Source organism: Paenibacillus sp. FSL H3-0329, from assembly GCF_037963285.1.
Taxonomy (GTDB): domain Bacteria; phylum Bacillota; class Bacilli; order Paenibacillales; family Paenibacillaceae; genus Paenibacillus_AQ; species Paenibacillus_AQ odorifer.
On sequence record NZ_CP150150.1, the window covers coordinates 1,027,809 to 1,054,701 of the forward strand.

Annotated in this window: 15 protein-coding genes and 1 riboswitch; of the genes, 12 read left to right on the forward strand and 3 right to left on the reverse strand. The window is 46.2% G+C overall.

All coding sequences use genetic code 11. The annotated features are described in order from the left end of the window. Nucleotides 1–13 precede the first annotated feature (13 nt). Together NSQ66_RS04460 and NSQ66_RS04465 are read right to left on the reverse strand one after the other, a co-directional pair. The gene (locus NSQ66_RS04460) at nt 14–940 is read right to left on the reverse strand and encodes a hypothetical protein (protein WP_076316996.1); all 927 of its coding nucleotides are present in this window, start codon (nt 938–940) and stop codon (nt 14–16) included. Next, nucleotides 933–1,085: a hypothetical protein gene (locus NSQ66_RS04465; RefSeq protein ID WP_155986556.1), complete on the reverse strand. Its 153-nt coding sequence runs from the start codon at nt 1,083–1,085 to the stop codon at nt 933–935. Before NSQ66_RS04465 ends, NSQ66_RS04460 begins: the two co-directional genes overlap by 8 nt. A gap of 205 nt (nt 1,086–1,290) precedes the next feature. Here NSQ66_RS04465 and NSQ66_RS04470 point away from each other — a divergent pair, with 205 nt between their 5' ends. The 9 genes from NSQ66_RS04470 (at nt 1,291) to NSQ66_RS04510 (ending at nt 20,539) form a co-directional block, all read left to right on the forward strand. Next, a complete protein-coding gene (locus NSQ66_RS04470) occupies nt 1,291–3,108 on the forward strand; it encodes a vWA domain-containing protein (protein WP_036680809.1) in 1,818 nt (605 codons plus the stop codon). A gap of 88 nt (nt 3,109–3,196) precedes the next feature. After that, the gene (locus NSQ66_RS04475; protein WP_076104209.1) at nt 3,197–6,586 is read left to right on the forward strand and encodes a tubulin-like doman-containing protein; all 3,390 of its coding nucleotides are present in this window, start codon (nt 3,197–3,199) and stop codon (nt 6,584–6,586) included. Between the two features lie 4 nt (nt 6,587–6,590). Continuing rightward, a complete protein-coding gene (locus NSQ66_RS04480; protein WP_339279591.1) occupies nt 6,591–8,993 on the forward strand; it encodes a transcription initiation factor TFIID in 2,403 nt (800 codons plus the stop codon). A 293-nt stretch (nt 8,994–9,286) separates the two neighbouring features. Next, a complete protein-coding gene (locus NSQ66_RS04485) occupies nt 9,287–10,561 on the forward strand; it encodes a VWA domain-containing protein (protein WP_036680812.1) in 1,275 nt (424 codons plus the stop codon). 24 nt (nt 10,562–10,585) lie between these two features. Then, complete coding sequence (locus NSQ66_RS04490; RefSeq protein WP_339279593.1) at nt 10,586–11,227, forward strand: beta-mannanase; 642 nt, start codon at nt 10,586–10,588, stop codon at nt 11,225–11,227. Nucleotides 11,228–11,309: 82 nt separating this feature from the next. Further along, the gene (locus NSQ66_RS04495) at nt 11,310–12,572 is read left to right on the forward strand and encodes a hypothetical protein (RefSeq protein ID WP_076129587.1); all 1,263 of its coding nucleotides are present in this window, start codon (nt 11,310–11,312) and stop codon (nt 12,570–12,572) included. Further along, nucleotides 12,569–15,565: a hypothetical protein gene (locus NSQ66_RS04500; RefSeq protein WP_076137120.1), complete on the forward strand. Its 2,997-nt coding sequence runs from the start codon at nt 12,569–12,571 to the stop codon at nt 15,563–15,565. The genes NSQ66_RS04495 and NSQ66_RS04500 overlap by 4 nt, the downstream gene beginning before the upstream one ends. Nucleotides 15,566–15,692: 127 nt before the next feature. Further along, nucleotides 15,693–15,896, forward strand: a riboswitch (cobalamin riboswitch). 169 nt (nt 15,897–16,065) lie between these two features. Continuing rightward, entirely contained in the window at nt 16,066–18,630 is a 2,565-nt protein-coding gene (locus tag NSQ66_RS04505) for a DUF4430 domain-containing protein (protein ID WP_339279596.1), read from the forward strand. Nucleotides 18,631–18,832: 202 nt separating this feature from the next. Continuing rightward, nucleotides 18,833–20,539, forward strand: coding sequence for a methyl-accepting chemotaxis protein (locus NSQ66_RS04510; protein ID WP_094903429.1), 1,707 nt, complete (start codon nt 18,833–18,835; stop codon nt 20,537–20,539). A gap of 1,134 nt (nt 20,540–21,673) precedes the next feature. On the opposite strand, the gene NSQ66_RS04515 is transcribed toward NSQ66_RS04510, so the two are convergent. Next, nucleotides 21,674–22,810, reverse strand: a complete 1,137-nt coding sequence (locus NSQ66_RS04515) for a polysaccharide deacetylase (protein WP_076104213.1) — start codon at nt 22,808–22,810, stop codon at nt 21,674–21,676. 486 nt (nt 22,811–23,296) lie between these two features. Between NSQ66_RS04515 and qoxA the strand changes: the two genes are divergently transcribed. Genes qoxA through qoxC form a run of 3 tightly spaced genes read left to right on the forward strand, consistent with a single transcriptional unit; the run spans nt 23,297 to nt 26,891 of the window. After that, nucleotides 23,297–24,316: a cytochrome aa3 quinol oxidase subunit II gene (gene qoxA, locus NSQ66_RS04520; RefSeq protein WP_036680822.1), complete on the forward strand. Its 1,020-nt coding sequence runs from the start codon at nt 23,297–23,299 to the stop codon at nt 24,314–24,316. Between the two features lie 38 nt (nt 24,317–24,354). Then, on the forward strand, nt 24,355–26,298 hold the full coding sequence (gene qoxB, locus NSQ66_RS04525) for a cytochrome aa3 quinol oxidase subunit I (RefSeq protein WP_036680823.1): 1,944 nt from the start codon (nt 24,355–24,357) through the stop codon (nt 26,296–26,298). Continuing rightward, entirely contained in the window at nt 26,295–26,891 is a 597-nt protein-coding gene (gene qoxC, locus NSQ66_RS04530) for a cytochrome aa3 quinol oxidase subunit III (protein WP_036680826.1), read from the forward strand. The genes qoxB and qoxC overlap by 4 nt, the downstream gene beginning before the upstream one ends. Nucleotides 26,892–26,893 lie beyond the last annotated feature (2 nt).

A 26,893-nucleotide genomic window follows, 5' to 3' on the forward strand; every position in this document is an offset into this window, starting at 1 on the left:
TTAGCTTTCAGGTCTATTGGACCTCCGGGTCCCAGTGATATTTGGCTTCACGAATGTCAGCTACCCTGAGGTCTAAGCCGTTCCAAGGTTCATGGGGATTCGCAGCAATGAGTTTGGACAACCGCATAAAACGGTCTTTGGGCAGATCTTGCACGTATCGGCCAATCATATTGGAGTAGAGCAGGGCATAACGCTTCATTCTTACCGCCGCTCCCGCAACGCTCGTAAGGATGGTTAAGCCGTTAGCCATCTGGCGGATCTCCACTTCATAGTTCTTCACGTAGCGTAGTGTGCGATCCTTAATGAGATCGGGACGGACTTTAGCGATCTCGCCGATATATTCGGCTAGCAGTGGTTCGAAGTCTTTTAGAAGAAGCTGCTCCAGTTCTAGATCCATATCCTTGCGGAGTAAAAATCCATGCAGCAAAGCCACTCGCTGCCGCGCGATCCGGTCGCCGCGAAGCAGGATGGAGAGCTCGCGCAGCTTCTCATAGGCAAGAACATCATCCTCACGGAGTACGGAGACAGCTTCCTGACGGTTGACCTCCAGCCCTTCCTTGATGATGCCGATCCCACGACCAAGCAGCTCATTGAGAGAACGAAGATTCTCGTTCTGCCTTACTTTTCGCTGCGTATAGTACAATAGTCCAGCAAGCACAAGACCACCGGCACCAAACAATATCATTTGTTGGATGCTATTTCCAAAATAGACAGAGGCTAGTGTGAGCAGTAAGATGAATAGTAGACGGGTATGCATCTTCCGTCTGGCTAGTGATGCTGCGTGCTGCTCTACAGCAATAAGTGAGGCTCTGCCACATTTGCTACAGCGGTCTTCGCCAAGAGCGGTATACCGTCCGCAGTGGCGACAGATGCGCAGCTTGTCATAAGCGTAACGAGGGGCCTTAAAGGGCCGGAAGGTAACGGGTCTTTTCTTATTCACGGCCTTTATCGCCTCCGTTCAAAGCGGCTAGCAGTCGATCGTTAATATCATCACGTGTCAGTGGTTTGCGCTGATGTGCGGCATAAATGGAAATCTGAATTACGGCAATTAGGAACGTAATCCCAAGAATGACGTATGAAATCATGGAACAATCCTTTCTCATGGACGCTCTGCAGTCCAGATGGCTTTTAGAATGATAATCTTCTATGCATCAATGCACTGGGTCCGGCGGTCCTAAAGTTGAAGTTTACAAGGTTTAATTATATCATAATGGCATGCTATTTACAGATTTTAGCGATAGTGCTGAACCTGTCATATGTGCCTAATATAACACAAGAGGAGCCCTATTTATGCTTCGTAAATATCAAAGTATTAGAACAACCAAGACTCTCTTTCTACGTATCTTTCCGGTATTGCTCCTGGCTCTTTGTCTAGCTGCCTCGCCTTTTGCAGCTGTTAAAGCCTATGCAGCAACGTCGGCGCAATCTCACATTGATGCTGTGCTTCTTATTGATGTCAGCAACTCCATGAAGACTAGTGACAAGAACAAAATCGCCAACGAAGCGATGAAAATGTTCATAGATATGTTATCCACCCAAGGTGATAAAGTAGGTATTGTTGCCTATACCGACAAGGTGCAACGGGAAAAGGCTCTGCTGCAAATTAGCTCGGAGAGCGATAAGCAGGATTTGAAGGATTTTATTGATGGTTTGGACCGAGGAGCTTACACCGATATCGCTATTGGCGTAGAGGAAGCTGTGAAGGTTCTGCAGAATGGAAGTGACCCTTCCCATGAGCCTATCATTGTAATGCTCGCTGACGGCAATAATGATTTCAACAAAGCGACAGGCCGGACGCAAAGTGAATCAGATAAAGAGCTGAAGGCGGCCGTAGAGGTTGCCAAAAAGAATGGCTATCCCATCTATACCATTGGACTTAATGCAGATGGCAAGCTGAATAAACAAAGCCTCGCCGACCTGTCCAATGAGACAGGTGGTAAAGCATTTTCGACGGACTCAGCAGATGATCTGCCGCAAATCCTGAGTGAGATTTTTGCCAGCCATTTGAAGCTGAAGGTAGTGCCTGTGCAGTCGATTACTGCAAATGGCGATTATCAGGATGTGACCGTCAACGTGCCTAACGGCAGTGTTTTGGAAGCCAATATCTCAATTATGTCTTCACAGCCTGTGACAGCGAAATTAACGGACCCGTCAGGGAAAGAAGTTGCGATCCCCTCAAACAATGTCCTGCTGTCCAAGTCTTCTACTTATAGCTTGATTAAGCTACTGTCACCGCAGGAAGGAGATTGGAAACTTCAGGTTAAAGGTGTGCCAAAGGATAAGATTGATATTAATCTAGTCTTTAACTATGACTTGGAGCTTAAGATCGATGCGCTGCCATCAGCAACCTATAAAAAGGGTGATAAAATCGACATCACCTCGCATCTGTTCAGCAACGGTACTCAGGTAACACTCAGTAATTTGTATCAAGATATGAAGGCGGTACTGCTTGCTACAGATATCGATACAGGTGATGTGCAAGAAATCGAACTGGATAACTCCGGAGCTGTCTTCAAGGGTACATTTGAGGTAAAAGAAAGCCATAACTACGAGTTGAAGGTACGGGCAGAGGAAAGCAGCTTTTATCGGGAAAGTGCACCTGTCCAAATCAGCGCGAAGACAGGCGGAGCAGCAACAACAGCACCTTCTACAGGGACTGGCAATGAAGAACCCCTGAAGGAAGCTTCATCCAAAACCCTGTATTACATTATAGGGGGCATTCTTTTAGTGCTGGCAGCTGGTGCAGCATGGTATGTGCTGAATAAGAAATCGGCACGTGGTTTTGTAGGACAGCTGGTAGTAGAGGTTAAAGACAGCAATACGGGTGAGAAGACCTACCCACAATATAAGAAGCTTGCAGGCTTCAAGGGCAAGTTCACCCTTCATCAGCTGCTGCAATTGGCGCCTGAACTGAAGGAGAGCGAAAGTGTTATTTTCACACCGGCTAAGAATGACCGATTGCTGTTACGCAGCGGAGAAGGTGTTACTGTGGAGAGATCCGGACGTGCTGCGGATGCTTCGCGTGGTCTTGAACTGAAGAGTGGGGACCGCGTTTCAGTATCTCTACAGACGGTAGATAAGACGATTTATCTGGAATATTTAGTATAGTAGGCAATGGCAATGTATGCCGCAGAAATAGTTTTGCTGCAAGATATCTGAAGTACAGCTTCCGCAAAACTTTTAGGAGGATAAGCATATGAAACCAGTAGTAAGAGAGCATATACAGCAGTTGGATGTATCACTAGGCGGCGGGATTGTCAGCGATAAAATCAGGGTGGATACGATTGATAATCCGATCCTGATCATTGGACTAGGCGGCACGGGCATTGATGCCCTGCTGCGTCTTAAATATCAGATTAACCGCCGCTTTAAGCTGCCGGAGGATCCGATATCCAAGAAGAAACGGGACAAGCCGGATAATGTGGAATTTCTAGCTTTTGAGACGAATGAACAGGATCGCGGAAAAAAATACAAAGGCATTGGGCTGGACCCGCAAAATGAATTTGTACTGTTGGCGAATGCTGAAATCGGCGGACTGCTACAGAACCGTAGTATTCTCGATTCTTATATTACAGATTGGCTGTCACCTGAGTTAAGTATTACAGATGGTATGAATGGTGCCGCTGGCGTGCGGCAGGCTGGACGTCTGCTTTTGTTCACCAAGATTAATCAGGTTGTAGGTGCGATTGATAAGAAGATCAAGACGTTATCCGTAGGCACTAACAAAAAGCTGATGGTCTTTCTGCTGACAGGTCTGTCGGGCGGTACAGGCAGTGGGGCTTTCTTGGATATTGCCTATATCGTACGCGGTATTATTGAACGTGACTATGGATCAGCCGGTATTGACCGTGTGAACACACTGGGTTATCTCTTTACACCTGACGTGAACCTGTCTAATAAAAGTCTAAGTGAGCACACGCGTGAATATATTCGCAAGAACGGTTATGCAGCGCTAAAAGAGCTGGATTACTGGATGAATGTGGACAGTCGTGGTGAGCGATTCCAGCAGCAATACGGTAATATTTTGACGGTAAATTCACCGCTGCCTCCATTTAATCTATGTCATTTGATCTCTGCAACGAATACCGAGGGTAAGCTGCTGGAGAATGCGTACGATTACTGTATGAACGTAACGGCGGAGAACATCACGAACTTTATGGCGAGTGAAGAAAAACAGTCTGGTGAAGAATTCGCCATCCATGACTATATCAGTAATATCCGTACCAACATTGCGCAGATGAACAAGACCTACCCAGCTAACTATGAATACAACATTATCGGTGCCTCGTCTGCTGTGCTTCCGATTGAGGAAATGACGACTTACCTGGCTTTCCGCTTGTTTGATAAAATGGAAAAAATGTTCCAGCAGGCCCCTGGTCAAGAGGATGTAGAGAAATTCGCACGTAAGCTGGGGATTGATCTCGACAGTATGATCAAGACGTTTGAATCCCGTGTGCCTGAGCCGTTGCCAGGCTACGAGAACAGCGAACGCTTGAGCCATGCCAATGTTGTTAAGAATCAAGTGGTAAGCATGGATACAGAGCTGGAGCAGAACTTCCTGGCTCGTGCCCGTGAAGAATATATCAAATCGAAAAAGCAGTTGCCTGGCGAAATTGTGGGACGTTTCAGTGAAGAGCTGGAGCGCATCTTCCTGCACCCAGAGCAAGGGCCATTCTACGTTTCCCGCCTGCTGTATACCGAGAAGGGCTTCTGTATTTTGAAGCTGATTCAGTCTTATATTGAGGCTTTACGTGAAAGCTTGTTGCGTTTGCCACGTGATATTGAGACGGCTCAGGACAGTGCGGATGAGAAGCTGAGCGATGCCCGCAGTGCTTTTGTATCCAAAGAGAAGAAGAAAAATGCCTATATTGAGGCTAAAATCAATGAGTATTGGCTGCATGCCGATGTAGAACGCACTGAGCAAATGATTCAATTTTACGAGGACTTATATGAGCTCTTAAACGATGAGAACAGCCGGATTTACGGTGTGTTTACAGAGATTCTTAGTGCGCTTAGCTCGATTTTTGCCAAGAATGGGGACATCCTTATCAATGGCGAAGAGCAGGCAGACTATAAAGGAAACAAAACTTATTATTGGAACATTGTTAACGTGCCGGATATTTCGGCGACCATCTCCAAGATCATGGATCAGAAGGACGGCGACGACCTGATTCGCGACTTCACCCGTGAAATGCTGAAGCATTCCGGACGTTGGGTCAAAGAGCAGGAGATTGATATCGTCCGCTCGATTTCGGAATTCCTTAGCGATAAGTTTGGGGATCTGATTACCCGTTCGATGGAGGATTTCCTTGTGATGAAATTCGGCCATGAAGAGCCGCTGGATAAATTCGTTGAGCGGATTATTGCCGGTAAATTGGACGAAGAGGCTGTGCCTACCTTCCACCTTAGCAATAGCTCGGGCAGCTTACATTTCCCATCATGGGGTTTCGTTTCCGTGCCTGTTAAAGCGCCGGGTATCCTAAAAGGGATTCGTAATTATCAGAATAATGCGCTTGGCAAATCGCAATTTACGATCAAGGAAAGCCAAGTGAAAAACCGTATTTTCTGGCTTAACACACGTAACGGTGTGCCACTTTTCGTATACACGCCGCTGCGGGTGTTTGAAGAGAACTATGAGCGGACCATTCTCGACAAGGAAGGGATTGGTCGCCATCTCGTGATGACGGATAAGAACAACTGGACGTATCTGCCTTCTCCGATTCCGGAAAAATCATGGGGCGACACTTACGTCAATTCTCGTGTACGTGATTATAACGCTAGAGTGCGTGCAGACTTTGCAAAAGCGCTGGCAAGTGGAGTCATTATTGAAAAAGGTGTAGATGAGAACACAAGTAACAGATATTCTGTTGTGTTCACCAAACCTTTTGATCTGGACGCAATTTTGAGTGGTTTCGATATGCAACTGCAATCCACACGCCCGAATCTCGGTGAAGTGAAGAAGGCGGTTGATGAGCTGAAGAGTCTGCGTGAGAAGGGCTTGGAGCGCGAAGGCATTAAAGATATCTTTGGCAGCATCAACAAGGACATGGCGCAGGAGAATCTCATTCGTTCACCGCAGCTGATTTCACGTGTTCGTGTGGAGTTGGCCAAATATGCTGAACTGACTGCCAAAGCCGCTGAGCTTGAAGGTGTGCTTCATCAATATCTGGACGAAGATAAGTGGATGGATCAGTTCATTGAAGCTTTGTATACGGACAGCATTATCAAAAAAGGCGCACTCTACGTTTATGACCGTGATGAAGAAGAGGACGCTTGGGAGCCGTTTGCTAATTTGATGAAAGAGCGCAGCTACGTAGAGTATGCCGTGTATCGGCACTTCCGGGAGCTGGATGAGAAGAGCCGCAGCGTACTGCTGCGTAAGGCAGCACGTCGTGCAGGTGAAATGACTGCCGCTGAAGACGTTACCCCGCTGCTCTATAAGCTGGAAGGACTGTATGTATCATTCCTGGAAGCACGCGACAGCTTGGAGTACGAACGGGTAGAGTATGAGAGCGGCGATGAGATGTACGGATTCTACAAGAGCATGACTAGCAAGCTCGGCAGTATCCGCAGAAAGTTGAAATAGGCCTATGATCAAAACACAGGCATTATCTTATGGTGAACAATATGCGGTACAGGAAGAGGCACAGCGCAGCAAAGGGGATGGACGCAGCAGCATCCATTACCCTGCCCTGTTTCTGTTCGTAGGCGACAAGGTTGCTCCGGCCATCGGTCCGGTGCTGGATAGCTGCGAACGAAAATGGGATAACGCCGGCGGGGTTATGGCATTACATGCTGTGTCAGGTGCGGAAAAAGAGGGAACAGACGGAAGCAAAAGTAGATCTGATGCGGGAGGAAAAGACCGGGTGCTGGCCATGGCTTTGCCGGAAACGGCAGGGTCAGATCCACGCACTGTGCGTCATGAACTTTACCGCAAGTTTCATGAGGATACACGTTATCTTGCTGAAATGAATAAAGTTATCCGGCGGCTGAGCAACAGTATAGCGGATTATGGACGTCTATATTCATCTTTTGACGTCATCCATCTCTCTATCATTACGCGGGTTGATGATCCGCTTAATGTATTGCTGCCGGAAATTACACTGCTGGCTCGTGCTGTCCTCGGCCAGTCCTTCAAGTCCGTACAGACAGATCTCTACGCTCTGATCAATGAGCGGGAGCAAGGGGATAATTTTGGATATTCCAGCTCAGTAGGGCTGGCTTTTCTGCGTGAATTGGACAGAATGCAGGCTACGGACTATAAGTTTAATGCGCCGTTACTTGTGACGGAAGACGGTCTGTCGATTCCAGTTGGCCATGGTCCTTCCGCATTATTTGACCTTGTGTATCTGCTCTCCGATAAAAATGAGCGCGGTATGATGTCTGCACACGGTATGGATGACAACTACGAGATTATTTCTCATATTAGTCTGCTCAAAAATCGGGTCCGCCCGGCTTCTGATCAGGCTACTGGTCATGGCGGATATAACAATATGACCTTCAAAAGCGGCATCAGAGGCAGCACTGGAAGACAAGGCTACGCCTCTGCTGGCTTTTCCGGGGTAAGAAGACCTAATGTTCAAATTGCTTTGGCAGTGCTGTATCATGCGTTCCGGCGGCTTGTCTCCGATATGCGTGAGGGCAGTTCGTGGACTATACGTGAACGGCAGGCGTTGTTAGGGCTGGACCCTGACAGCTTGCGGGAACACGCGGTACAGCTACTTCCGGAGAAAGACGGCCTGAATGAAATGACGGGTTTAATGAGTCACGGACGCCCTTCCTATAATGAACTGAAGCAGCTGTCACTTCGTGAAGCTGAACGGCAGTTGTTCGGTGAAGGGGGCGAAGCTTATTTCCGCAATAACTTTGTGGCAGAGTCAAACCGGAGAGTAGAGGGAATGAATCCATTACGCCAATGGCGCACTATGCTGGCGGCACAGGAAACATCTACGCCTGCGGTAAGCTTTTATCAGCTTGCGGAGTGGACGGCAGATCGTGATGAAGCCGGAAGTGTGCTCCATCTTTTACGTCAGCACATGGCAGGCTTGCGTTCCGCGATTCTCTCCATGCAGGAGGAGCTTGAGGATCTTTATGCAGAAAGCGTGGAGCGCCAGCCGTTCCAGCGTGTGCCGCTTTTTGACAAAAGAACAGTACGTAACTTCATTCATTACTTATTCTCAGCCGTATATGGCAAAAAATATGAACTATTGGGCCTAGAAAGTGAGCTTGCCCTATGCAGTCGTTTGGAATCTGCACTTGAGCAGCTTCATATGGAAAGTATGGCTCGTGTGAAAGCTATGGAGACTTTGGAGGAAGAATTGCGTATTACTGTTATGGACAGCATTGGGCGAACAAACGAAACAACGGGCCAGAACGTAATGGAATACTACCGCGTAGTCACAGAAGAAGTGATGAAGGATATCGAAACCCGGCGTGGACCTGGAATATTCTTCAGTGAGAAGTACATGGGCAGTATCTCCAAGCTCTTAGAACAAGGGAAAGAAGCTGTGATTGAGCGTTTGATTGATATTTGCCGCCGGGAGCTGCTGACAGCAGAACCTTTCAATTTATCTTTTGAGGAAGAGCTTCTGCGGCGTGCAAATGTTGCGGCAGCCTATGAGAATCGTCAGGTTCTATCGAGGGAAGAGCTGTTCAAGCGCTTGTATCATAATTTGGAAGAGGGCGCGGCCATTAATGTTCGGCTATTCGAATATACGCAAGAGCATCGTCATGAGGAGAAATATTTCTTCGGAGACAGTTCATCAGAATTCCTACGCTACGCATTTGGAGTGGATGAGACAACTCGGATTTACCGGTTAGGATTCGTGCATGAGCAGCGGAGGAGCGGAGTGGAGAAGCTCAACCTGATGGGCGGCTTTCATTTAGAGGACCTGCTCTATTATCGCAACGGTAAGGTCTATTATGAGACTTATGCTCAGAATGGCTATCAGCTCCATGGACTGAGTGAAGATCAGCTTCCTGAGATGCGCTGATGGCGTAATAGATTGGGTCCCCTCACTTTGAGTCCCTTTATTGCCTTTGTGCAATAGAGTCATCGGATATAACCCTTAATTAGAGTTCTGGGATAGGGACATTTCTCCTTATTTTCAATGCACACTATGCAATAGAATAGAAATAGATGTTCCTCCTATTCCGTTCTATTGCACAAAGCGCAATCTGGGGGATGATAGCACATCCGGGTAGCCCGTTTATCAGGCAGCATAACCCCCGGAATGTTAAAGGATAAGAGTACAATTCAGATTTTACCCGGAAAGGAAGTATAACGATGCAGAGAAAAATCAATCTGCTGCTGCTCTTCTTCAGTCTGATCGGCGGCGGGGTCGCCTTTCTTTTTGGCGAATGGCTGCTAAGCTGGTATAACGATCTGCCTTCCATCCTGCTTGTGGGTATTTATTTTGCCATTGTGGCGCTGGGTGTCGGTGTAGGCTGCCTGCTTGCAGAGATGATCTCGCCACGACTGAACGGAGCTTCATGGAAACAACGCTACCTGGGGTTATCGTGGAAGCTGCTGCCTCTGATGATTGTTCTTGCACTTGGAGTTGGAGCCTTAACGGAGTTCGTTTATGAACTGAATTTTGGCGGTGCCAGACCGGTTAAGAATGTGGTGATGGCTATCGATGACTCAGGCAGTATGACGCAGAGTGATCCCGATAATAGCCGGTATTCAGCAGCAAAAGCGTTAATTACAAAAATGGACACTGACAATAAGGTGGCCGTGGTGACCTTTAACAACGAAGCTGTAGTTGTCCAGCCTTTAACGCCACTTTCAAATTCGGAGAATCGTGAGAAGGTGCTGACTGCAATCGATAATCTGCAGCCAACCGAAGGCGGCACGAATATTAGCGGTGCAGTCTCGGAGGCACTCAAGGAAATTGATAGTGACGGCAAAAAAGACCAAGGAGCTATGGTCATCTTGTTGTCTGACGGAGTGAGTAATTTCGATACCACAAGAGAGTTGCAGGCTTATGTAGAGCGCGGTATTGCCGTGAATACCATTGGTCTGGGCCTGAATGATCCAGCAGGCAATCAGCTGTTGCAGGATATTGCGAGAGTGACAGGCGGACACTATTATGATGTCAAGGATTCAGCCCTTCTGGGCGATGTGTTCCAGCAGATCTATGACCGTCTGGGAGATCGGACGCTGCTAACTGAGCGCAGTGATTCAACGGCAGACAGTCCTTATTATGCTGCGGTTCGTATATTATCATTGATGTTGATGGGGGCTGCGCTTGGATTAGGTCTGGGAATTATGTTTGATAACCGTCATTTGGCTAAAAGCTTTGGGATTGGCGGCGTAATATCAGGCTTGTTCGCAGGACTGATTCTGGAATTTGGACTTAGCGGTGACTCCTTTACAGATAGTCTTATTCGTCTTCTGGCTGTTCTTATATTAGCTGCTATTATTGCATTATTTACAGGCGTCATTCCGGTAGGTGAAGGACGTATTTATCGAAATAGAAGAAACAATAACGCAGCGCCTGCACCAGCATCGGATAACTTTCCGGGTCGGCGCAGAAACCGGAACAGCAAAGGATTCTAGTGTAGCGGAAAGGGGTTTACAGTAATGAGGTACGCCGAGGTTAATGCTTCCGCTCCGGGAATAACGGATGTGACATCCCAAGTGGATGACCGATTCTGTACGCTGAGATGGCGCTGGCCGGACGGCGTGCAGGCGGTGTACATCCACAAAACCTCCGCAGAAGCGGCTGACATGGGAACCGGAGATGATCCGCCGATCGGTATGAAGCTCTACACTCGTGAGGAATACAAATCTAACAATGGTTATCGTGATCGATTGGATGAGATCGGTCTGATATCCTATACGATATTTGCTCGTCTTGCTGAGAACGGTGAGACTGCCCTGGTGAGGCAAAATGATGGTGTGAACCGGGTGATGGTCAGTGCAGGCAAAGCCCGGATCTATTATTCCATTCAACAAAAAAAGGCCTTATTCGGAAAACAAAAGACCGTACATATGGCGATTACGGCAGAAGTGCCCGTGGCACGGGATGTCCTCTGTTATGTCAAGAAACGTGGAGGGCATCCGTCAGGGAAAGAGGATGGTATTCTCTTTCCCTTCGTCCAGGATTTCGCTCCTGGACGCAATGTACTTCCACCGATTGAAATCGGTAAGGATGATTTTGTACGCATCTTTTTCACCGATGGCAAGAAATATGGGCTTTATTACGAATTGGTACCGGAGTGAGACTTGGTCTACGCGTACAAGCGGGTAATGAGCAGTGCGTTCATAGCAAGTACGTAGATACAACTTTTGGGAGGATGAGTAGATGTCTTTTTTTAGCCGTTTTATGAAAAAGAATCAGCCGGAGCCGCGGCCGCTTTTTTACGATATAGTGTGTCCGTATTGCTTCACCAAGTTCTCTCCGGAGGATGTCGTCTTTCGGGCTATGCACAGCCGGGAGGACGATGAAAATTACGCATTGGGTGAGGATGACGCCTTGAACAAATACCGTGAGCGCTTCGGGCTTGATACGGTAGATGACATAGAAGCGATTATCAACCCGGCAGATATTCCGGAAGAATATCATCATTACACAGATCATGTGTTAACTGGGCTTACGGATCGTTACGGTGTGCTTACGCGCAGACGGCTTTGCCCGTCCTGCCATAATGAGCTGCCGGTGACTGCCGGGAAGGTGCCAAGTAACATCATCTCGATTATCGGGGCATCCCAAGTCGGGAAATCGGTGTATATGACCTCGCTGATCCACACATTGCAGCATACTACAGCAGGTCATTTTGATGCCGCTTGTATGCCGCTTAATGCAGAAATTAGCCGTAAGTTCCGTACATTGTATGAGGAACCGCTTTTTGAGCGTGGGGATCTGCTGGCTTCTACACAGAAGGAAAAAATGCAGGAGCCTTTTATCTTTCAATTTGTCTTTAAGGATGAAAATAAACCGCCACTGACACTTGTATTCTTTGATGTAGCAGGTGAGGGTATGGTGGATCAGGATTATCTTGGACTTCATGGTCAGCATATCAAGAACTCAGCGGGTATTTTGTTTATGGTCGATCCGCTGCAAATCCGTTCTATCCGTGAAAAGATTCATATTAACATCGGTGACCGCCCGGGAGAATGGGTCTCACAATATGACGAGCCACGCGATGTGGTGCTGACGATGTTCGGTGATTTTATTGCCTATCAGGAAAAGAGCAAAACAGACATTCCAACAGCGGTTGTGCTTGCCAAAAGTGATATGCTGCATTCACTCAAGGATGAAGATGGCGATTACATCAAGTCTAACAGCAATGTGTTCAATAACTATGTTCACCGCAAAACATTAAACATGGACGAGTTTCATAATATCGACGGGGAAATTCGCAGATTTATTGGTAAGGTGGACAGACCCTTTAAAGATACAATGGATGTTTATTTCGCGAATACGGGTTATTTTGCAGTATCTGCGTTGGGCAGCAACCCTGTGAATCAAAAGATTGAGGGTGTAGTAAGCCCGATTCGTGTAGACGAGCCTTTTATTTGGCTGCTGCATAAGCTGAAGTATATTGAGGGGAGCGACGGCCCGTGAATGTTTTCTCAGGGTCAACAATCGCCCAACAGATGTACACCCGCGAACGTCGCGGAGTGTTTCGTTCCACAGAAGGCTTCGATACGGTAGCGAAATCAGATAGTCTAGACAATAATTTTGTGAAAAAAATCCTTCATCCCTTCTGCCTCTACGATGCTCCTGCGGAGTTAACCGCGCGTGGGGAGAAGGATGAGGCTGCATATCCTGGTGCGCTGCACCTATTTCATGCTGAGAACGGGGATACAGTTATTGGGCTTAGTCGTTATCAAGCGGCCGATTTCACAGGCCAACGAAGCGCTTTTTTTGCACATAACTATGTAGTACCTGCTTCACGTTCCGAAGAAATTGTGCAGAGCTATGGAGACTGGCTGCATGCTGATTTTGCAGAGCGTTATACTGGAGAGCTTGGTGGAACCTTGCCGGAGCTGCCCTCTATTCCAGTTGTTCGCACAGACCGCAGCCCGGATCCAATCGCAGGCTTACGCTTGCTAGGGATTGATGAAGGGATATTCAAGGCGTTATTGCAAGCGGTAATGCTCTCTGTAGCAGGTAAGAAAAAAATCTACGTGGCTCTAAACGTACCTATCACCGAGTTGTCCGCGCGGGCGGTGGAGCTTACAGAAATTCTGTATAGCGTGCTGCCGTATGAATTCCGCCGTAGATTAGGCGTGATTACGTATGCGAATGAACCGCAAAGCCGTAAATATATACATCTTAGCTTTGTGGAAAAAGGTTCACTTCGTCCCGGTGACCGCAGTATTGAGAAGGATTATACCTTTGATTTGGCTTCCGGACGGATGGGGAATGTCGATTTTGGCGAGTCCCGCCAGCCTTATGCTGATTTGGTATGGAAGCTGTTACTGCTGAATCCAGGAGATATTAACGACTTCGTAAGCTTCGCCGATCAGATTCTGCGTGGAGAGAGTCCTGAGCACAAGCTATCTCTTTCTTTCTATAATGAGCTGGCTATCTTTTATGAGATTGAGCAAGGGAACGAGCATTTATATACGGAAAACAAGAGTGCGGTGCTAAGTGGTTTGCTTTCATACCTAAAGCCAGACGGTGCAATTCATTCTAGAATCCGCTTGAATGATATTTTCTTAGAACGGTTTGACCGGGAATTTGATCTGATTCGGCAAAGAAATGTGCCAGATCCGGCGATTATGGAATGCTTTAAAGAGTATTTTGTACTTAAGGATCACAATTACAGGGTCAGAATCGTGGATTATTTCATCAATGGGATGCTTCATAGTGTGGAAGCGGGCCGCAAGGATATTTTGAGTGCTGCTTACGGGATCATTGAGAGTAATGATGAGTTAAGTGCAGCTTACTTCCAGCGCGTGATGTCTGAAACTTATTTCCGTAAGCAGCTACTTGAGCCTTATATGGAATCAAGACTAGCTGCGGCGTCCAGATCTGCGGATATTCTGAGCTTTGTGCTCCATTGGGGGCGGTTCCTGCCAGTGGCGTTAGAGCAGTCTTTTGCTCAAAATGCTGTGAAGGATTATTTGCTAGAAAAGCTTCAGCTGGAGCATGATCCGGTGGCTTCTGTGGCGGAAATTCATGAAATTGTAGATAAGGCAGAAAAAGATCGCCGCAAAGGAACAGGAGTTGCTCCTAAGGCACTCTCCCTAATGCAGGATCTTGCTGCTTCAGCAGATAGATTCTTACTGAACCGCTTATCGCTTTCTGATATGACGCAGGAGGAGCTTCTGGAGGTAGTTTTTTTACGGTATGGTAATGTTGTCGATTGGCAGCCGCCACTGGATAGGATTAGCAAGCAGAAAGAGAATGCGCTGCGTGCCGCTTACCGCTGGTTTGGTGAAGAGAAGCCAAATGAAGAGATTTTTACAGGATTGTCTCCGCAGGAACTAGATGATGTGCAGCTACTGGGTCGTCGTTTGCTAAAAGAGGCGCGTGTTCTAGAACCCTTTGAACGGCTTCCGCTAGCCTTTTACTATACAACTCAGCGTGAAGGGGGTCCGCTGGATTACGATGCGCTTCTGGAGCTGTTAAAGCGTAAAGCCGGTTCCGACAAAGAAATCATCTATCGGTTTTTTGCTTGGTCGCAAGGCAATCCTTTATTTACGGTTTCGAATAAAAAGCTGCAACCGGGTTACCGTAAGGCGATTCTGAAGTATTTCCTGAGCAGTGATCGTGAAGCGTTCAAGAATCGGGAATTCCGAAAGAACTATGTCGCGGCAGCTCGGCCTGCTCTGCAAAATGTGTACAATGAAGCCCGCTCCCAACTGGCTTCCCCGCTGGCGCGCTGGATCAGCCGCAGCCGATTTCGACTCTTAATCTCCGGCTCCATTACGGGTATTCTGGTGATTATTGCAATTATCGTATTCAGTATGCTGCGTCCGGATGATACGAAGACGGCTCTGCCGGGAACAAGCCCTGAGCCGACCCCTGTTCAGAGTGCAGGCAATGTGCTGCCTCCGGCTTCAGTATACTTGAAGGATCAGAGCGGCGAAGGAGATAAGGGGAGCAGCATATTGGTGTTCACCTTCGCAAGTGCAGATGACTGTGTGCAGTTTCAACCGACTGAGATTAGTTTAATGTCTTCGTCTACAGAGATAGATAAAAGCTTTAAGGTCGCTGCTACGAATGGGACTTGTCCAGTGCCGTCAACGGATGGGACGGATGAGAGAAACGCCGCTGACGAGTCAGATGCCGCTGGCACTACTGGAGGAACAGCAGAAGGTGCAGATGCTACTAATGCTGTAGCTGATGTATCTCCGTCTCCTACGCCTTCCTCTGATGCTGAGGACAGCACTGGGTTGCCTTCCGCAACAGCTGTGACTGAAGGGGAACAACCTTCCTATCAGGTTGAGGTTACATTGGAGCCTGGAGCGACAATTTTAGAGAAAAGTATGATCAAAGCCGGAAGATTTACATTGATCGTAGATCCCGATCCTAATATTCCACCAGCTTCTGATTCAAGTGCTGAACCTTCCCCAACTGCAAGTCCGGAAGGAACAGTCGAATAACAAGCTTTCTGAACAGCAATACCTACCGGCAGGTGGCGTATTGCTGTTCATTTTTTTGCTGCCCTTACTAAGCTTTTCTATAGACATGCTATGTATTAATAGATATGATTATGGATGTCAAAATAAGATACTACATACTGGAAAAGGTGCAGACTCTATCAATCTAGTCGTCTGCTTAAAAGGGAAGTCCGGTGCAAGAGTCCGGCGCGGTCCCGCCACTGTATGTGCGGAGTTTTTCTTCTATAAGCCACTGCCCCTAAGGTAGGGTGGGAAGGTGAAGAACAGCGATGAAGCATCAGCCAGGAGACCTGCCTTTTTCGTGAGCGTTTCTATTCTTCGTGGGGTAAGAATGTGGAACATATACAGATGGACTGTTGGCAGGAAGCAAGCGCCTCAGCCTCGATTTGTAATCTTCCCTGACCGCCCTCCAAAGGGGCGGTCTTTATGTTATGCGTCTTATTCCCAGCAGTACCCATTCTTATACAGAAAGAGGTTAAACAATGAAGAAAATCATGTCTTCCAAGTTTGTAGCACTTGGGCTGGCCTTATTCATGGTCATTTCAATTCTAGGAACATCTCTTGCTCCGGCAGGACAAATATTTGCAGAAGCGAGCGCTGGCTCCGGTCTGGAAGCAACTGCTGCGGAGCGGATTAATGTTGCGGATGCGACTTATGCGGCTGCAGAATATCTCTTGAAAGGTGGCGTGCAATCGGATTGGCAAGCTATTGGATTAGCGCAAGCAGGATATAAGCTGCCAGCCAGTTACCATTCAGAGCTTGAGAAAAAAGTAAAGGATGCAGCTGGCAATTTCGCCAATGTAACCGATTATGCTCGAATCGTGCTCGCAGTGAGAGCGATTGGTGCAGATCCTACTAGCTTTGCTGGTAACGGAACGACTCCTGGCTATAATCTGATTGAGAAAATTTATAATAACAGCAAGCTCAGTGAACAGACGCTAAATAATCCGGTATATGCTTTACTTGCGCTGGATTCTGGTAAATATAATATCCCAAGTGACGCGAAATGGACGGCGGATAAGCTCCTTACGGAGATTCTCTCCAAACAGAATCCGGATGGGGGCTTTGCATTAACCTCAGGCGCAAGTGAGCCTGATATGACAGCGATAACCTTGACGGCTCTGGCGGCACATAAAAATAATCCCGAAGCCTACTTAGCAGGGCTACAAGCCGTAGCTTGGTTATCTGCAGCTCAAGATAGCCATGGGGGTTACGGTGACAGTGCTGAAAGTAGCGCACAAGCAATCCTTGGACTCGCATCCTTCGGAGTTGATCCTAGTGGATTAGAATACACCAAAAACAAAGTGGATCTAATGGAGAACCTGCTTAGCTATCGTCTAGCTGATGGTAGCTTCACCCATAGCCGTGGTGGAAGCAGTAATGTTCTGGCGACAGAGCAAGGACTTCAGGCGCTGGTTGCGTATAATTTGCTGTATAAAGGAAGCAACAGTAAGCTATACGATTTTTCCAAATCCTCCGTTCAGAGCTCACTCATCTACGCTCCTGTAACGATTGAGGGACCACGGGCCACGTTGGCACAAGGGTACGCCTATGCTGGCAACGCACTTGGAGCGTTAGAGAAGCTGGCGCTTCAAACGAACTTGCCGATCACGAATCCTTCGGGCAGTTATGTGACTGGCATCGGAAGTATTGCTGCTGGAAGCTTTGGTGGTTATGACGGATGGATGTATGTTGTATCACGTGACGGAAAATGGATTAATCCCGATGTAGGCATGAGTGATTTTGTACTTAAAGATTCAGATCAGGTACTGGTTTATTATGCCGGAGATGACACTAAACTTGTGGATTCCGTTACCCTTTCCAAACAAAATCTTAAAGAGGGCGATTCTTTTACTGTCACTGTAACTAGTAAGACGTGGAAATGGGACGCTGCTACGAATACTACCTCTCCTGTAACGGCAAAAGCTGCGGGTGTTCAGGTCCAAATTGGAGCTCACACGGTAACGACGAATGCTAAAGGTGAGGCCGTATTCTCAGGAAATGTGCCCGCAGGTGACTATACACTGTCTGTAACTGGCTACCGCGAAGGTAAAGCGCCAACGGTTGCTAAATATACAAAAGCTATAAAGGTAACTTCTAAGAATGTAACAGCTTCTCTTACCGTTGAAGGCCCGGAAGGATTGATTAGTGAAGGGACTTTAAAAGCCTCCAATGCTCTTGAAGCGTTGCAGCAACTAGGATCTACCGATGATTTTAAAGTAGATATCACCAAATCGTCTTATGGCAACTTTGTATCAGGTATCCATGGAGTTTCGCAAGGTACTTACGACGGATGGTGGAGCTTCGTAGTATCACGCGGCGGGGAGTGGATATATCCAAGTGTGGGTATGGATGCGTTCGAACTACAGGAATCCGATCGTGTGCTTGTCTATTATGCAGGTGAAAATACACAGGTTATAGATTCTGTGGCGCTTTCCCCAACGCAGCCAAAAGCTAATGAAGCTTTTACCGTAAAGGTTTCCCAGAAAAAGTGGGTGTGGAATCAGGACAGCTTCACTTCTGATCCGGTTACCTCACCAGCTGCAGGTGTGCAGGTTTCGATTGGTGATAAGAAGGTAATCACGAATGAACAAGGTGTAGCTGTTGTTGAGGGGGGTCTCCCGGCAAATAGCTATACAATGACTGTTACCGGTTATGTTAAAGACAGCGTACCGAGCGTAGCGCGTTATACTCAGTCTCTGACTGTTGGATCGTCTGTTATTGCTCCAGCTAAAGCTACCGCTACCCTTTCAGTGATTGGAGATAGCCGGAAGGGAACCATCCTAGCCAGTACAACAGTAGCTCTAAAAGAGGGCGAAACGGCTTATAGCTTACTAGTCAGTCAATTAGGCACCAAGGTAGTATCATCCGGCAACGTTGGAAGCATCTACGTGAAATCTATTGACGGATTGGCTGAATTTGACGGAGGCCCAAGCAGCGGATGGAAGTATAAAACGAACCGGGATGCTGATCCAAGCATCAGTGCAGACAGTTATATTTTGCAGAACAGTGATACTTTGTACTGGTACTATACCTCTGGAGAATAAGGAAGAGGAATGATTAATTAGGCGGGCACAGGGATTCGGAGTAATAGCGGATCGGGTGCCCGCCCTTTTATTTTTTTGGAAAAGTCGTTTTATGACAATATATACTTTTATTCGACACAATATTTAAAAAATCATCAAACTCTTAGCCCTTCCGACCGATAAAAATAGATAGATCATAAGATAATGTGAAGGCGGAGTGTAGATGAAAAATTTGAAAGTGAAATACAAAATAGGGTTGCTTTTGGTATTCGCTGTAATCATGGTGAATGTTGTAGGGGGCATAGGCATCATCACGATGACCCGAATGGCCGAAAAAACAAATGAGACATATAATGAAAATTTATTGCCTGTTTCTTACGTAGGGCAGATGCGTACGAATAATCGGGCTATTGAATCCTATCTTTTGGAGCGTTTGATTAGCGTAAATGCCAGCAAAAACAAAGAACTTTCTGAGAGTATTCAAGTGAAGGTTCAGGATAATAATGAACTTATGAACAAGGTGAAAGCGATTCAGTATAATGATCCTGCTATTGTAAGTAAAATCAAAGAGTATGAGTCCTTTTTGCCAGATTATCGTGCACAGCGGGATAACATTATAAAGATTGCTGATAGTAATCATAATCAAGAGGCCTATAAAGTATTTTCAGGCGAATTTAACGAATCCCGTGAAAAAATGATCAACCTACTTAAAGGAATTAGTGATTCTTTGCTTAAAGATGCTGATGAACACAATTCAGATTCCATGGCAACCGCTAAAAGCATGCGGGTAAACAATACCATAATGATTACGTTCGCCTGGGTGATTTGTTTCGTAATTAGTATTGCAATTATTCGACTGATAACAAAACCCCTTAAAGAACTGCAAGGACTAATGAAGCGGGCAGAAGATGGAGATTTGACCGTAATAGCAACGTACACCGCCAAGGATGAGATTGGCCAAATTAACAGTTCATTTAACAATATGCTGCAGGGCTTGCGGAAGATGATGCAAGGAATTGCAGAGAGTGCAGAACTGCTGTCAGCTTCATCGGAAGAGATGAGCGCTAGTGCTGAGCAGACCTCATTGGCTTCACAAATGATCGCTGTATCTTCTGGAGAGATTGCGGCGGGTTTTGATGAACAGACAGAGAGCATTAACAATACAACACGTTCCATAAAAGCAATGACCAATGATATTGCAGCCGTAGAGGGCAGCAGCTATGAAATGTCAGACCTTATGGGGGTGGTCTCTGGTTCATCAGATCGTGGGGTAGAGGCTGTAGATCAAATCATTGTGCAGATGAAGGAAATTGACCTCAGTGTAACTCAGAGTCAGGAGATTGTTTCTAATCTGGGGACATTGTCACAAGAGATTAATACAATTATTACAACGATTAACGGTATTGCTACACAGACGAATCTGCTTGCACTCAATGCTTCTATAGAAGCGGCACGAGCTGGGGAGCATGGACGGGGATTTGCTGTAGTTGCTGGAGAAATACGAAATCTGGCGGAAGCAACTAGAAATAGTTCTTTGCGGGTTACAGATATTATTACACATATTCAAAAGCAAACCGAAAGCGCAGTAGAATCCATGGCTTTGGGGACTGAGCTAGTCACTAATGGCGTAGTTCAAAGTCATCTGGTATCTCAAGCCTTTCATGAGATTCAGACTTCCATTAAAGAAGCTACCCTGCAGACAGCGGAGATCAGAGAAGCGGTTGCTCATGTCGCCTTAGAATCACAAGGTGTGGCAGCAGCTATGGAACAGGTCAACGTTATATCTAGTAAAGGCGCAGAAGGTGTTCAGGACACAAGTGCAGCGAGTCAGGAGCAACTATCCGCAATGGAGGAAATGTCGGCTTCAGCTCAGTATTTAGCGGTGCTCGCAGAAGATCTGCAAAAGACATTGTCCAGCTTCAAACTATAGGCTTCATAATATTGTTAAAACCAGCAGAGCAGCGGTTCTCCAGTAACGGAGATCGCTGCTCTGCTGTTTGTGGTTATAGCAGATTGGGAGCAAGCGCGAGCCAGTTGGTCTCAGTTGGTCAAGGTGGGAGAGATGTAAGTTGGTTTCAGTAGGTTGCGGGCAAACATATGCTATGTGACCTCCAGCGACACTATTGGCAGGCAAGACAGAGGGATGGAAACAATAAAAACTTCGGCGATGATCGGTATGCTCGTACCCCGTAACCTGTAAACCGTACCCCGTACCCCGTACCCCGTACTCCGTACCCCGTACCCCGTACCCCGTACCCCGTACCCCGTACCCCGTACCCCGTACCCCGTACCCCGTACCCCGTACCCCGTACCCCGTACCCCGTACCCCGTACCCCGTACCCCGTACCCCGTACCCCGTACCCCGTACCCCGTACCCCTAGTGTCCCCGGCTGTTCTCTAGTTTTTTAAACACACTATCTACTTGATATTCCCCAGTTTAAGGTCATCTGGGTCCGATAATGTGGGCTTATGCTTACCCCCACAGGCTATCGGACACAGCCGCCGCTATTTGCCCATTTATCGCCATTGGGGCGAAGTTTCGGACACCAGCGCAGCTATTGGTGTGGAAAACGCTGAAAACTGGTTTATTTCGCATCAATAGCGGCTATGAGGTCCGATAGCGTCCGAAATATAGCTAAATCCAGCAATTAAGGTCATCTGGGTCCGATAACGTGGGCTTATACTCACCCCCACAGGCTATAGGACACAGTAGCCGCTAATTGCCCATTTAGTGGCATTGGGGTGAGTTCCGGACTACTCAGTTGACGCTATTTGCCCATTTATCGCCTTTGTAGCGAAGTTTCGGACACCAGCGCAGCTATTGGTGTGGAAAACGCTGAAAACTGGTGTTTTTTGCACCAATAGCGGCTATGGGGTCCGATAGCACCCGAAACAGTGGCAAATCCAGCAATTAAGGTCATCTGGGTCCGATAGAAAAACTCGGGAGCGCGAATGTGATCGGATTAAATAAAAATTAGTTTTTAGATCAAGACCTGAAAAAAAGAGGGCATCCCCACAGCTAGTTCACAGCTGTGGGGATGCCCTCTTGATTTTTAATAAAAACTCAGCGTGTATCCTTCCAGAAATTCAGAGGTTTCAGATCTGAGCTAATGACGTGGAAGGTATATCCTTCTTTTTTCAATGACTCTAAAATACGAGGAAGCACTTTAAGTGTAGCCTTTTGATCATGCATCAGAATAACTGGATTGGTCTGCGATTTCTGCAGCTTATGAACCTGATTCATAACCGAATTATAGATCGTCGTACTAGCATCCTTGTATTTCCAATCCTCAGAGTCCACGTTCCAATCCCACAGATGATAACCTTGAGCCAACACTTTATCTCTAAAGGTCTTTGTGAAATAAGGTTTGCTTCCATAAGGAGGACGAATTAGTGTGGTGCTTTGACCTGTAATCTTTTTCAAAATGGCGTTATCGTTATCCATCTCACCCAGTGCAGCGGCAGGTGAAGCATAAAACTTCTCTTTCCGGTGCGTCATTCCATGCAATGCGAGACCATGCCCTTCATTCGCAATCCGTTTCACTTGCGTAGTATGCTGGTTCATATTCGGTCCGATCATGAAAAAAGTTGCCTTCGCATCATATTTTGCCAAAATATCAAGCAATGTAGAAGTAGTGGCCGTTGGTCCATCATCAAAGGTGAGGTATACGGTCTTACCTTGCTTCCCAACAGTTGGCGTAGAAGTTCCAGGAGTTGCGGTTGGCTTCATTTCCTTTTTAAATTTACTCACAAATGTTGCATCATCTAATGTAGCTGAGCCATCTTTTACACGCAATAAATTTTGATCTGCTTTAAAGGAAATTCCGAAACCAAGATAAGAAGTCAATTTCAGTGGAACCATGGTTTTTCCGTTTTTCAAAAATGTATTCATGGATATGGTCTTTCCATCGCTTAGAGTAGCTGTTGCATGATCATTCAGCAGTTTGATTGATCTGTTCTGACCTGTAACTTTTATCCCATCACTCACTCCAGTTAGCGTTAACTTAAGTTCCTGTGACAGATCACGTAGAGGAACGTAATAGGTATCTTTTACCGAAACTGCTTCAATAGTTGTTAACTTATCGTTCACACCTAACCTAAGGGAGCCTGCACCTGCTGCATTCACTGAATCTATCGCTCGTATTGATCCAGAACCTATGAATAATACGATTAATAATAGCCATACTTTCTTTAAAGACATCGTCAAAAATCTCCTATCTATGTATATTTGTCTATTACCTTATCATACATTGATAGAATGAAATTTGAGAGATTGTAACCCCCAGCAGAATAATTTGTTACCTTTTAGTAGTTAACTGTGATTTCAACCACAATCATAAAAAGCACGTAACTCCGGCTAAATACTGACGCATCAACAAAAATGGTTAAAATAACCCCGTTTTGCGCAAAATAGATGTGTCCAAATTAGCAACTTTAGTAAACTATTGAACAAAGTTTGAACGGAAATTTTCAACCCATAAACAGCGCCGTTACAGTGATCTTTATCATACTATTAGAAACTTGTAACAAATTGATCACACATATTTAACTTGTTCGCCATTATTAAGGTCTTTTTTAGATTAAATGGAAAAATAAGTCTTTTGCTTTCTTCCCCATAAATTCTTACTATATATAAAGGTTAATGTTGAGGGTTAATAAAAGAAGTATTGAAGGAAGGAGCTTAAGCATGAACAAAAAGGGACCGTTATACGCTTTATTTCTCAGCCTAATTTTACTCTTGCCAGGATGCAGTTCAATCGCTGTTCTGAATCCGAAGGGGCCGGCTGCAAGAACTTTATCTGACACGATCATTCTCTCCATTGTTATGATGCTCGGTGTTCTGGCAGTTGTCTACATCTTATATGTCTTCGTGCTTCTGAAATACCGTGCCAAAAAAAGCAACGAAGATTATATTCCTCCTCACGAGGAAGGAAACAAATGGCTGGAGGCTATCTGGATTACCATTCCGATTATTATCGTGGCATTCCTCTCCGTAGTCACCGTCAAAACAACAGTAGATGTAGAAAATGTTGCAGCGGATTATAAAGATCAGAAACCGCTTGTAATCTATGCTTCCTCCTCTAACTGGAAATGGCATTTCAGCTATCCAGAGGAAGGGATCGAAACAGTAAACTACGTTAATATTCCAGTTCACCGCGCTGTAGAGTTCAGATTGTATTCTTTCGGTACAATCTCAAGTCTTTGGATCCCACAATTGGGAGGACAAAAATACGCGATGAGCGACATGATCACAACCTTGCATCTTTCAGCTGATACTGTAGGTTCTTATGTCGGAAGAAATGCGAACTTTAATGGTAAGGGCTTTGCCCACATGGAGTTTGAAACACTTGCGATGACAGATAAGGATTATCAGGAATGGGTGAAAGACGTTAAAGAAACGGCGGGTCCACTGACGGAAGATGAATTTAAAGGTCTTTTGGAAATGGAACATGTCGGACGTAAAACGTATACGAATACTCACTTATCCTTTAGCCCGCCTCCGGGAAGCCATGGTGACCATATGAGTAATGGTGGCACTGAAATGGATACGGATAACGGAAGCATGGAGCATCAGGATAATAAAGAAATTCACCCGACTCCAGCACCATCCAGTGAGACGGAATTCAACACCGAGCCTAATCCAGAACTGGATGAGCCGACACCTAGTTCTCCATTAGAAGAGAGCACAACACATGACGGACACTAGTCAATGTTAATTGAACAACTTGAAAGGAGCGATTCCTAATGGATTGGGATAAATTTAAGGTCCACGGCGAACCCTTGATATACGGAGCTATGGCAAGTATTGTTCTGGCTACGATCGGGATTATTGTCGGCCTGACCTATTTTAAAAAATGGGGATATTTATGGCGCGAATGGTTGACTACTGTTGACCACAAACGTATTGGGATTATGTATATCCTCGCAGCATTGCTTATGCTTTTCCGCGGCGGCGTTGACGCTATTATGATGAAGCTGCAAACAGCAGCCCCGGACATGAAATTTCTTGACGCACAGCATTATAACGAGGTATTTACAACACACGGCTTGATTATGATCCTTTTTATGGCCATGCCGTTTATTATCGGTCTGATGAATGTTATCGTTCCGCTGCAAATCGGCGCTAGAGACGTTGCCTTCCCGCGTCTGAACGCTGTCAGCTTCTGGCTCTTCTTCTTTGGAGCTATGCTGCTTAACATTTCGTTTGTTATCGGGGGATCGCCAGATGCTGGTTGGTCCGCATATTTCCCGCTAGCAAGTCTAGAGTTCAGTCCAACGGTGGGTAATAACTATTACTCGCTCGCATTACAAATTTCAGGTATTGGTACGCTCATCACAGGCGTTAACTTTATTGTAACGATTCTGAAAATGCGTGCACCAGGCATGAAGTTGATGAAAATGCCGATGTTTACTTGGTCCGTATTGATCACCAACGTAATTATCGTATTCGCCTTCCCTGTGCTTACGGTAGCACTTGCGTTGATGATGTTCGACCGGCTGTTCGGCTCTCAATTCTTTACGATGGCCAATGGCGGTATGGATATGTTATGGGCCAACCTGTTCTGGGTATGGGGTCACCCTGAAGTATATATCGTTGTCTTACCGGCATTCGGTATTTATAGTGAAATTATCGCCACCTTCTCTAAAAAGAACCTGTATGGATATACATCCATGGTATTCAGTATGTTGATCATTTCCCTCTTGTCCTTCTTAGTATGGGCTCACCATTTCTATACAATGGGTCAAGGTGCTATGGTTAACAGCTTCTTCTCGATTACAACCATGGCCATTGCCGTACCAACAGGTGTGAAAATATTTAACTGGCTATTCACCTTACGAAAAGGGCGAATAACCTTTACGACACCTATGCTATACACCCTGGCCTTTATTCCGATCTTTACGATTGGTGGGGTAACAGGTGTCATGCTGGCTATGGCCAGTGCCGATTACCAGTACCATAATACGATGTTCCTGGTTGCCCATTTCCACTACGTTCTTATTCCAGGTGCGGTCTTTGCCGTTATCGCAGGTTTCCATTACTGGTTCCCTAAAGTATTCGGTTTCCGTCTGAATGAACGTCTTGGCAAGCATGCCTTCTGGTGGATTATTATTTCCTTTAACGTATCGTTCTTCCCGCTGTTTATTCTCGGACTTAAGGGTATGACCCGTCGACAATACACATATTCTGCGGACACTGGATTTGGCCCGCTGAGTATGGTTTCATTTGTAGGTGCGATCGGTCTCGCGATTGGATTTGTAATCCTGGTTTATAACATTTACTGGAGTACTCGTTACGAACCAAGAGATACTGATGGCGACCCATGGGATGCACGTACTTTGGAGTGGGCAACGAAAAGCCCGATTCCAGCTTACAACTTCGCAGTGGTTCCAAATGTAAAAACACGCGATGCATACTGGTCTGCTAAACAAGATAAAGTACCACTTTTTGAAGATAAGATTACTAAGATTCATATGCCTAGCAACACAGGAAAACCATTTATTCTGGGTGTTATCTTCTTCATCGCAGGGTTCTCTCTGGTCTTCAGTCTTTGGATTCCAGCGATCCTCTCTGGAGTAGGTATCCTCATTGTTCTAGCTGCTATGTCCTTTGATCGGGATCACGGATTCTACATCCCAGCAGAAGAAGTTATTGCTACTGAAAAGAAATTGCGGGGTGAGACAGTATGAAAATAGATGCGTCTAAGCCGCTTGAATACTCAACAGAAGAGAATAGTAATAAAATCTTTGGCTTCTGGGTTTTTCTAGGAGCGGAGATTGCACTGTTCGCTACGTTGTTCACTGTTTACTTTGTAATGGTAGACCGTTTTGCCAGCGGCCCTAGCGGGCCGGAGCTTTTCGAAATTGGTCCGGTGATGATCGAAACATTGCTGCTGCTGACAAGTTCGTTTACGATTGGTCTTGCGGTTCATGCCATGCGGCATGGTTACCAAAAAGCCATGATGGTCTTTTTCGGACTAACCCTTCTAATGGGTCTCGGCTTCCTTGGTATCGAAATCATGGAGTTTGTCACTTATGTTCACGAAGGGGCTACACTTCAAACCAGTGGTTTCCTATCCAGTCTCTTTGTACTGCTGGGAACACACGGAGCTCACGTATCGTTCGGGTTCCTGTGGGGTGCGGCTATTCTAATCCAGTTGAAGCGTCAAGGTATTAATCCGGCTACGGCCAATAAATCCTTTATCTTCTCGCTGTACTGGCATTTCTTGGACGTTGTCTGGATCTTTATTTTCAGCTTCGTCTATCTGAAAGGACTGATGTAGCA

Coding starts and splice junctions, on each gene's coding strand:
- NSQ66_RS04515 (WP_076104213.1), bottom strand. CDS start 22,810: ATGTCTTTAAAGAAAGTATGGCTATTATTAATCGTATTATTCATAGGT.
- qoxC (WP_036680826.1), top strand. CDS start 26,295: ATGAAAATAGATGCGTCTAAGCCGCTTGAATACTCAACAGAAGAGAAT.
- NSQ66_RS04505 (WP_339279596.1), top strand. CDS start 16,066: ATGAAGAAAATCATGTCTTCCAAGTTTGTAGCACTTGGGCTGGCCTTA.
- qoxA (WP_036680822.1), top strand. CDS start 23,297: ATGAACAAAAAGGGACCGTTATACGCTTTATTTCTCAGCCTAATTTTA.
- NSQ66_RS04470 (WP_036680809.1), top strand. CDS start 1,291: ATGCTTCGTAAATATCAAAGTATTAGAACAACCAAGACTCTCTTTCTA.
- NSQ66_RS04475 (WP_076104209.1), top strand. CDS start 3,197: ATGAAACCAGTAGTAAGAGAGCATATACAGCAGTTGGATGTATCACTA.
- NSQ66_RS04510 (WP_094903429.1), top strand. CDS start 18,833: ATGAAAAATTTGAAAGTGAAATACAAAATAGGGTTGCTTTTGGTATTC.
- qoxB (WP_036680823.1), top strand. CDS start 24,355: ATGGATTGGGATAAATTTAAGGTCCACGGCGAACCCTTGATATACGGA.
- NSQ66_RS04490 (WP_339279593.1), top strand. CDS start 10,586: ATGAGGTACGCCGAGGTTAATGCTTCCGCTCCGGGAATAACGGATGTG.
- NSQ66_RS04495 (WP_076129587.1), top strand. CDS start 11,310: ATGTCTTTTTTTAGCCGTTTTATGAAAAAGAATCAGCCGGAGCCGCGG.
- NSQ66_RS04485 (WP_036680812.1), top strand. CDS start 9,287: ATGCAGAGAAAAATCAATCTGCTGCTGCTCTTCTTCAGTCTGATCGGC.
- NSQ66_RS04465 (WP_155986556.1), bottom strand. CDS start 1,085: ATGATTTCATACGTCATTCTTGGGATTACGTTCCTAATTGCCGTAATT.
- NSQ66_RS04480 (WP_339279591.1), top strand. CDS start 6,591: ATGATCAAAACACAGGCATTATCTTATGGTGAACAATATGCGGTACAG.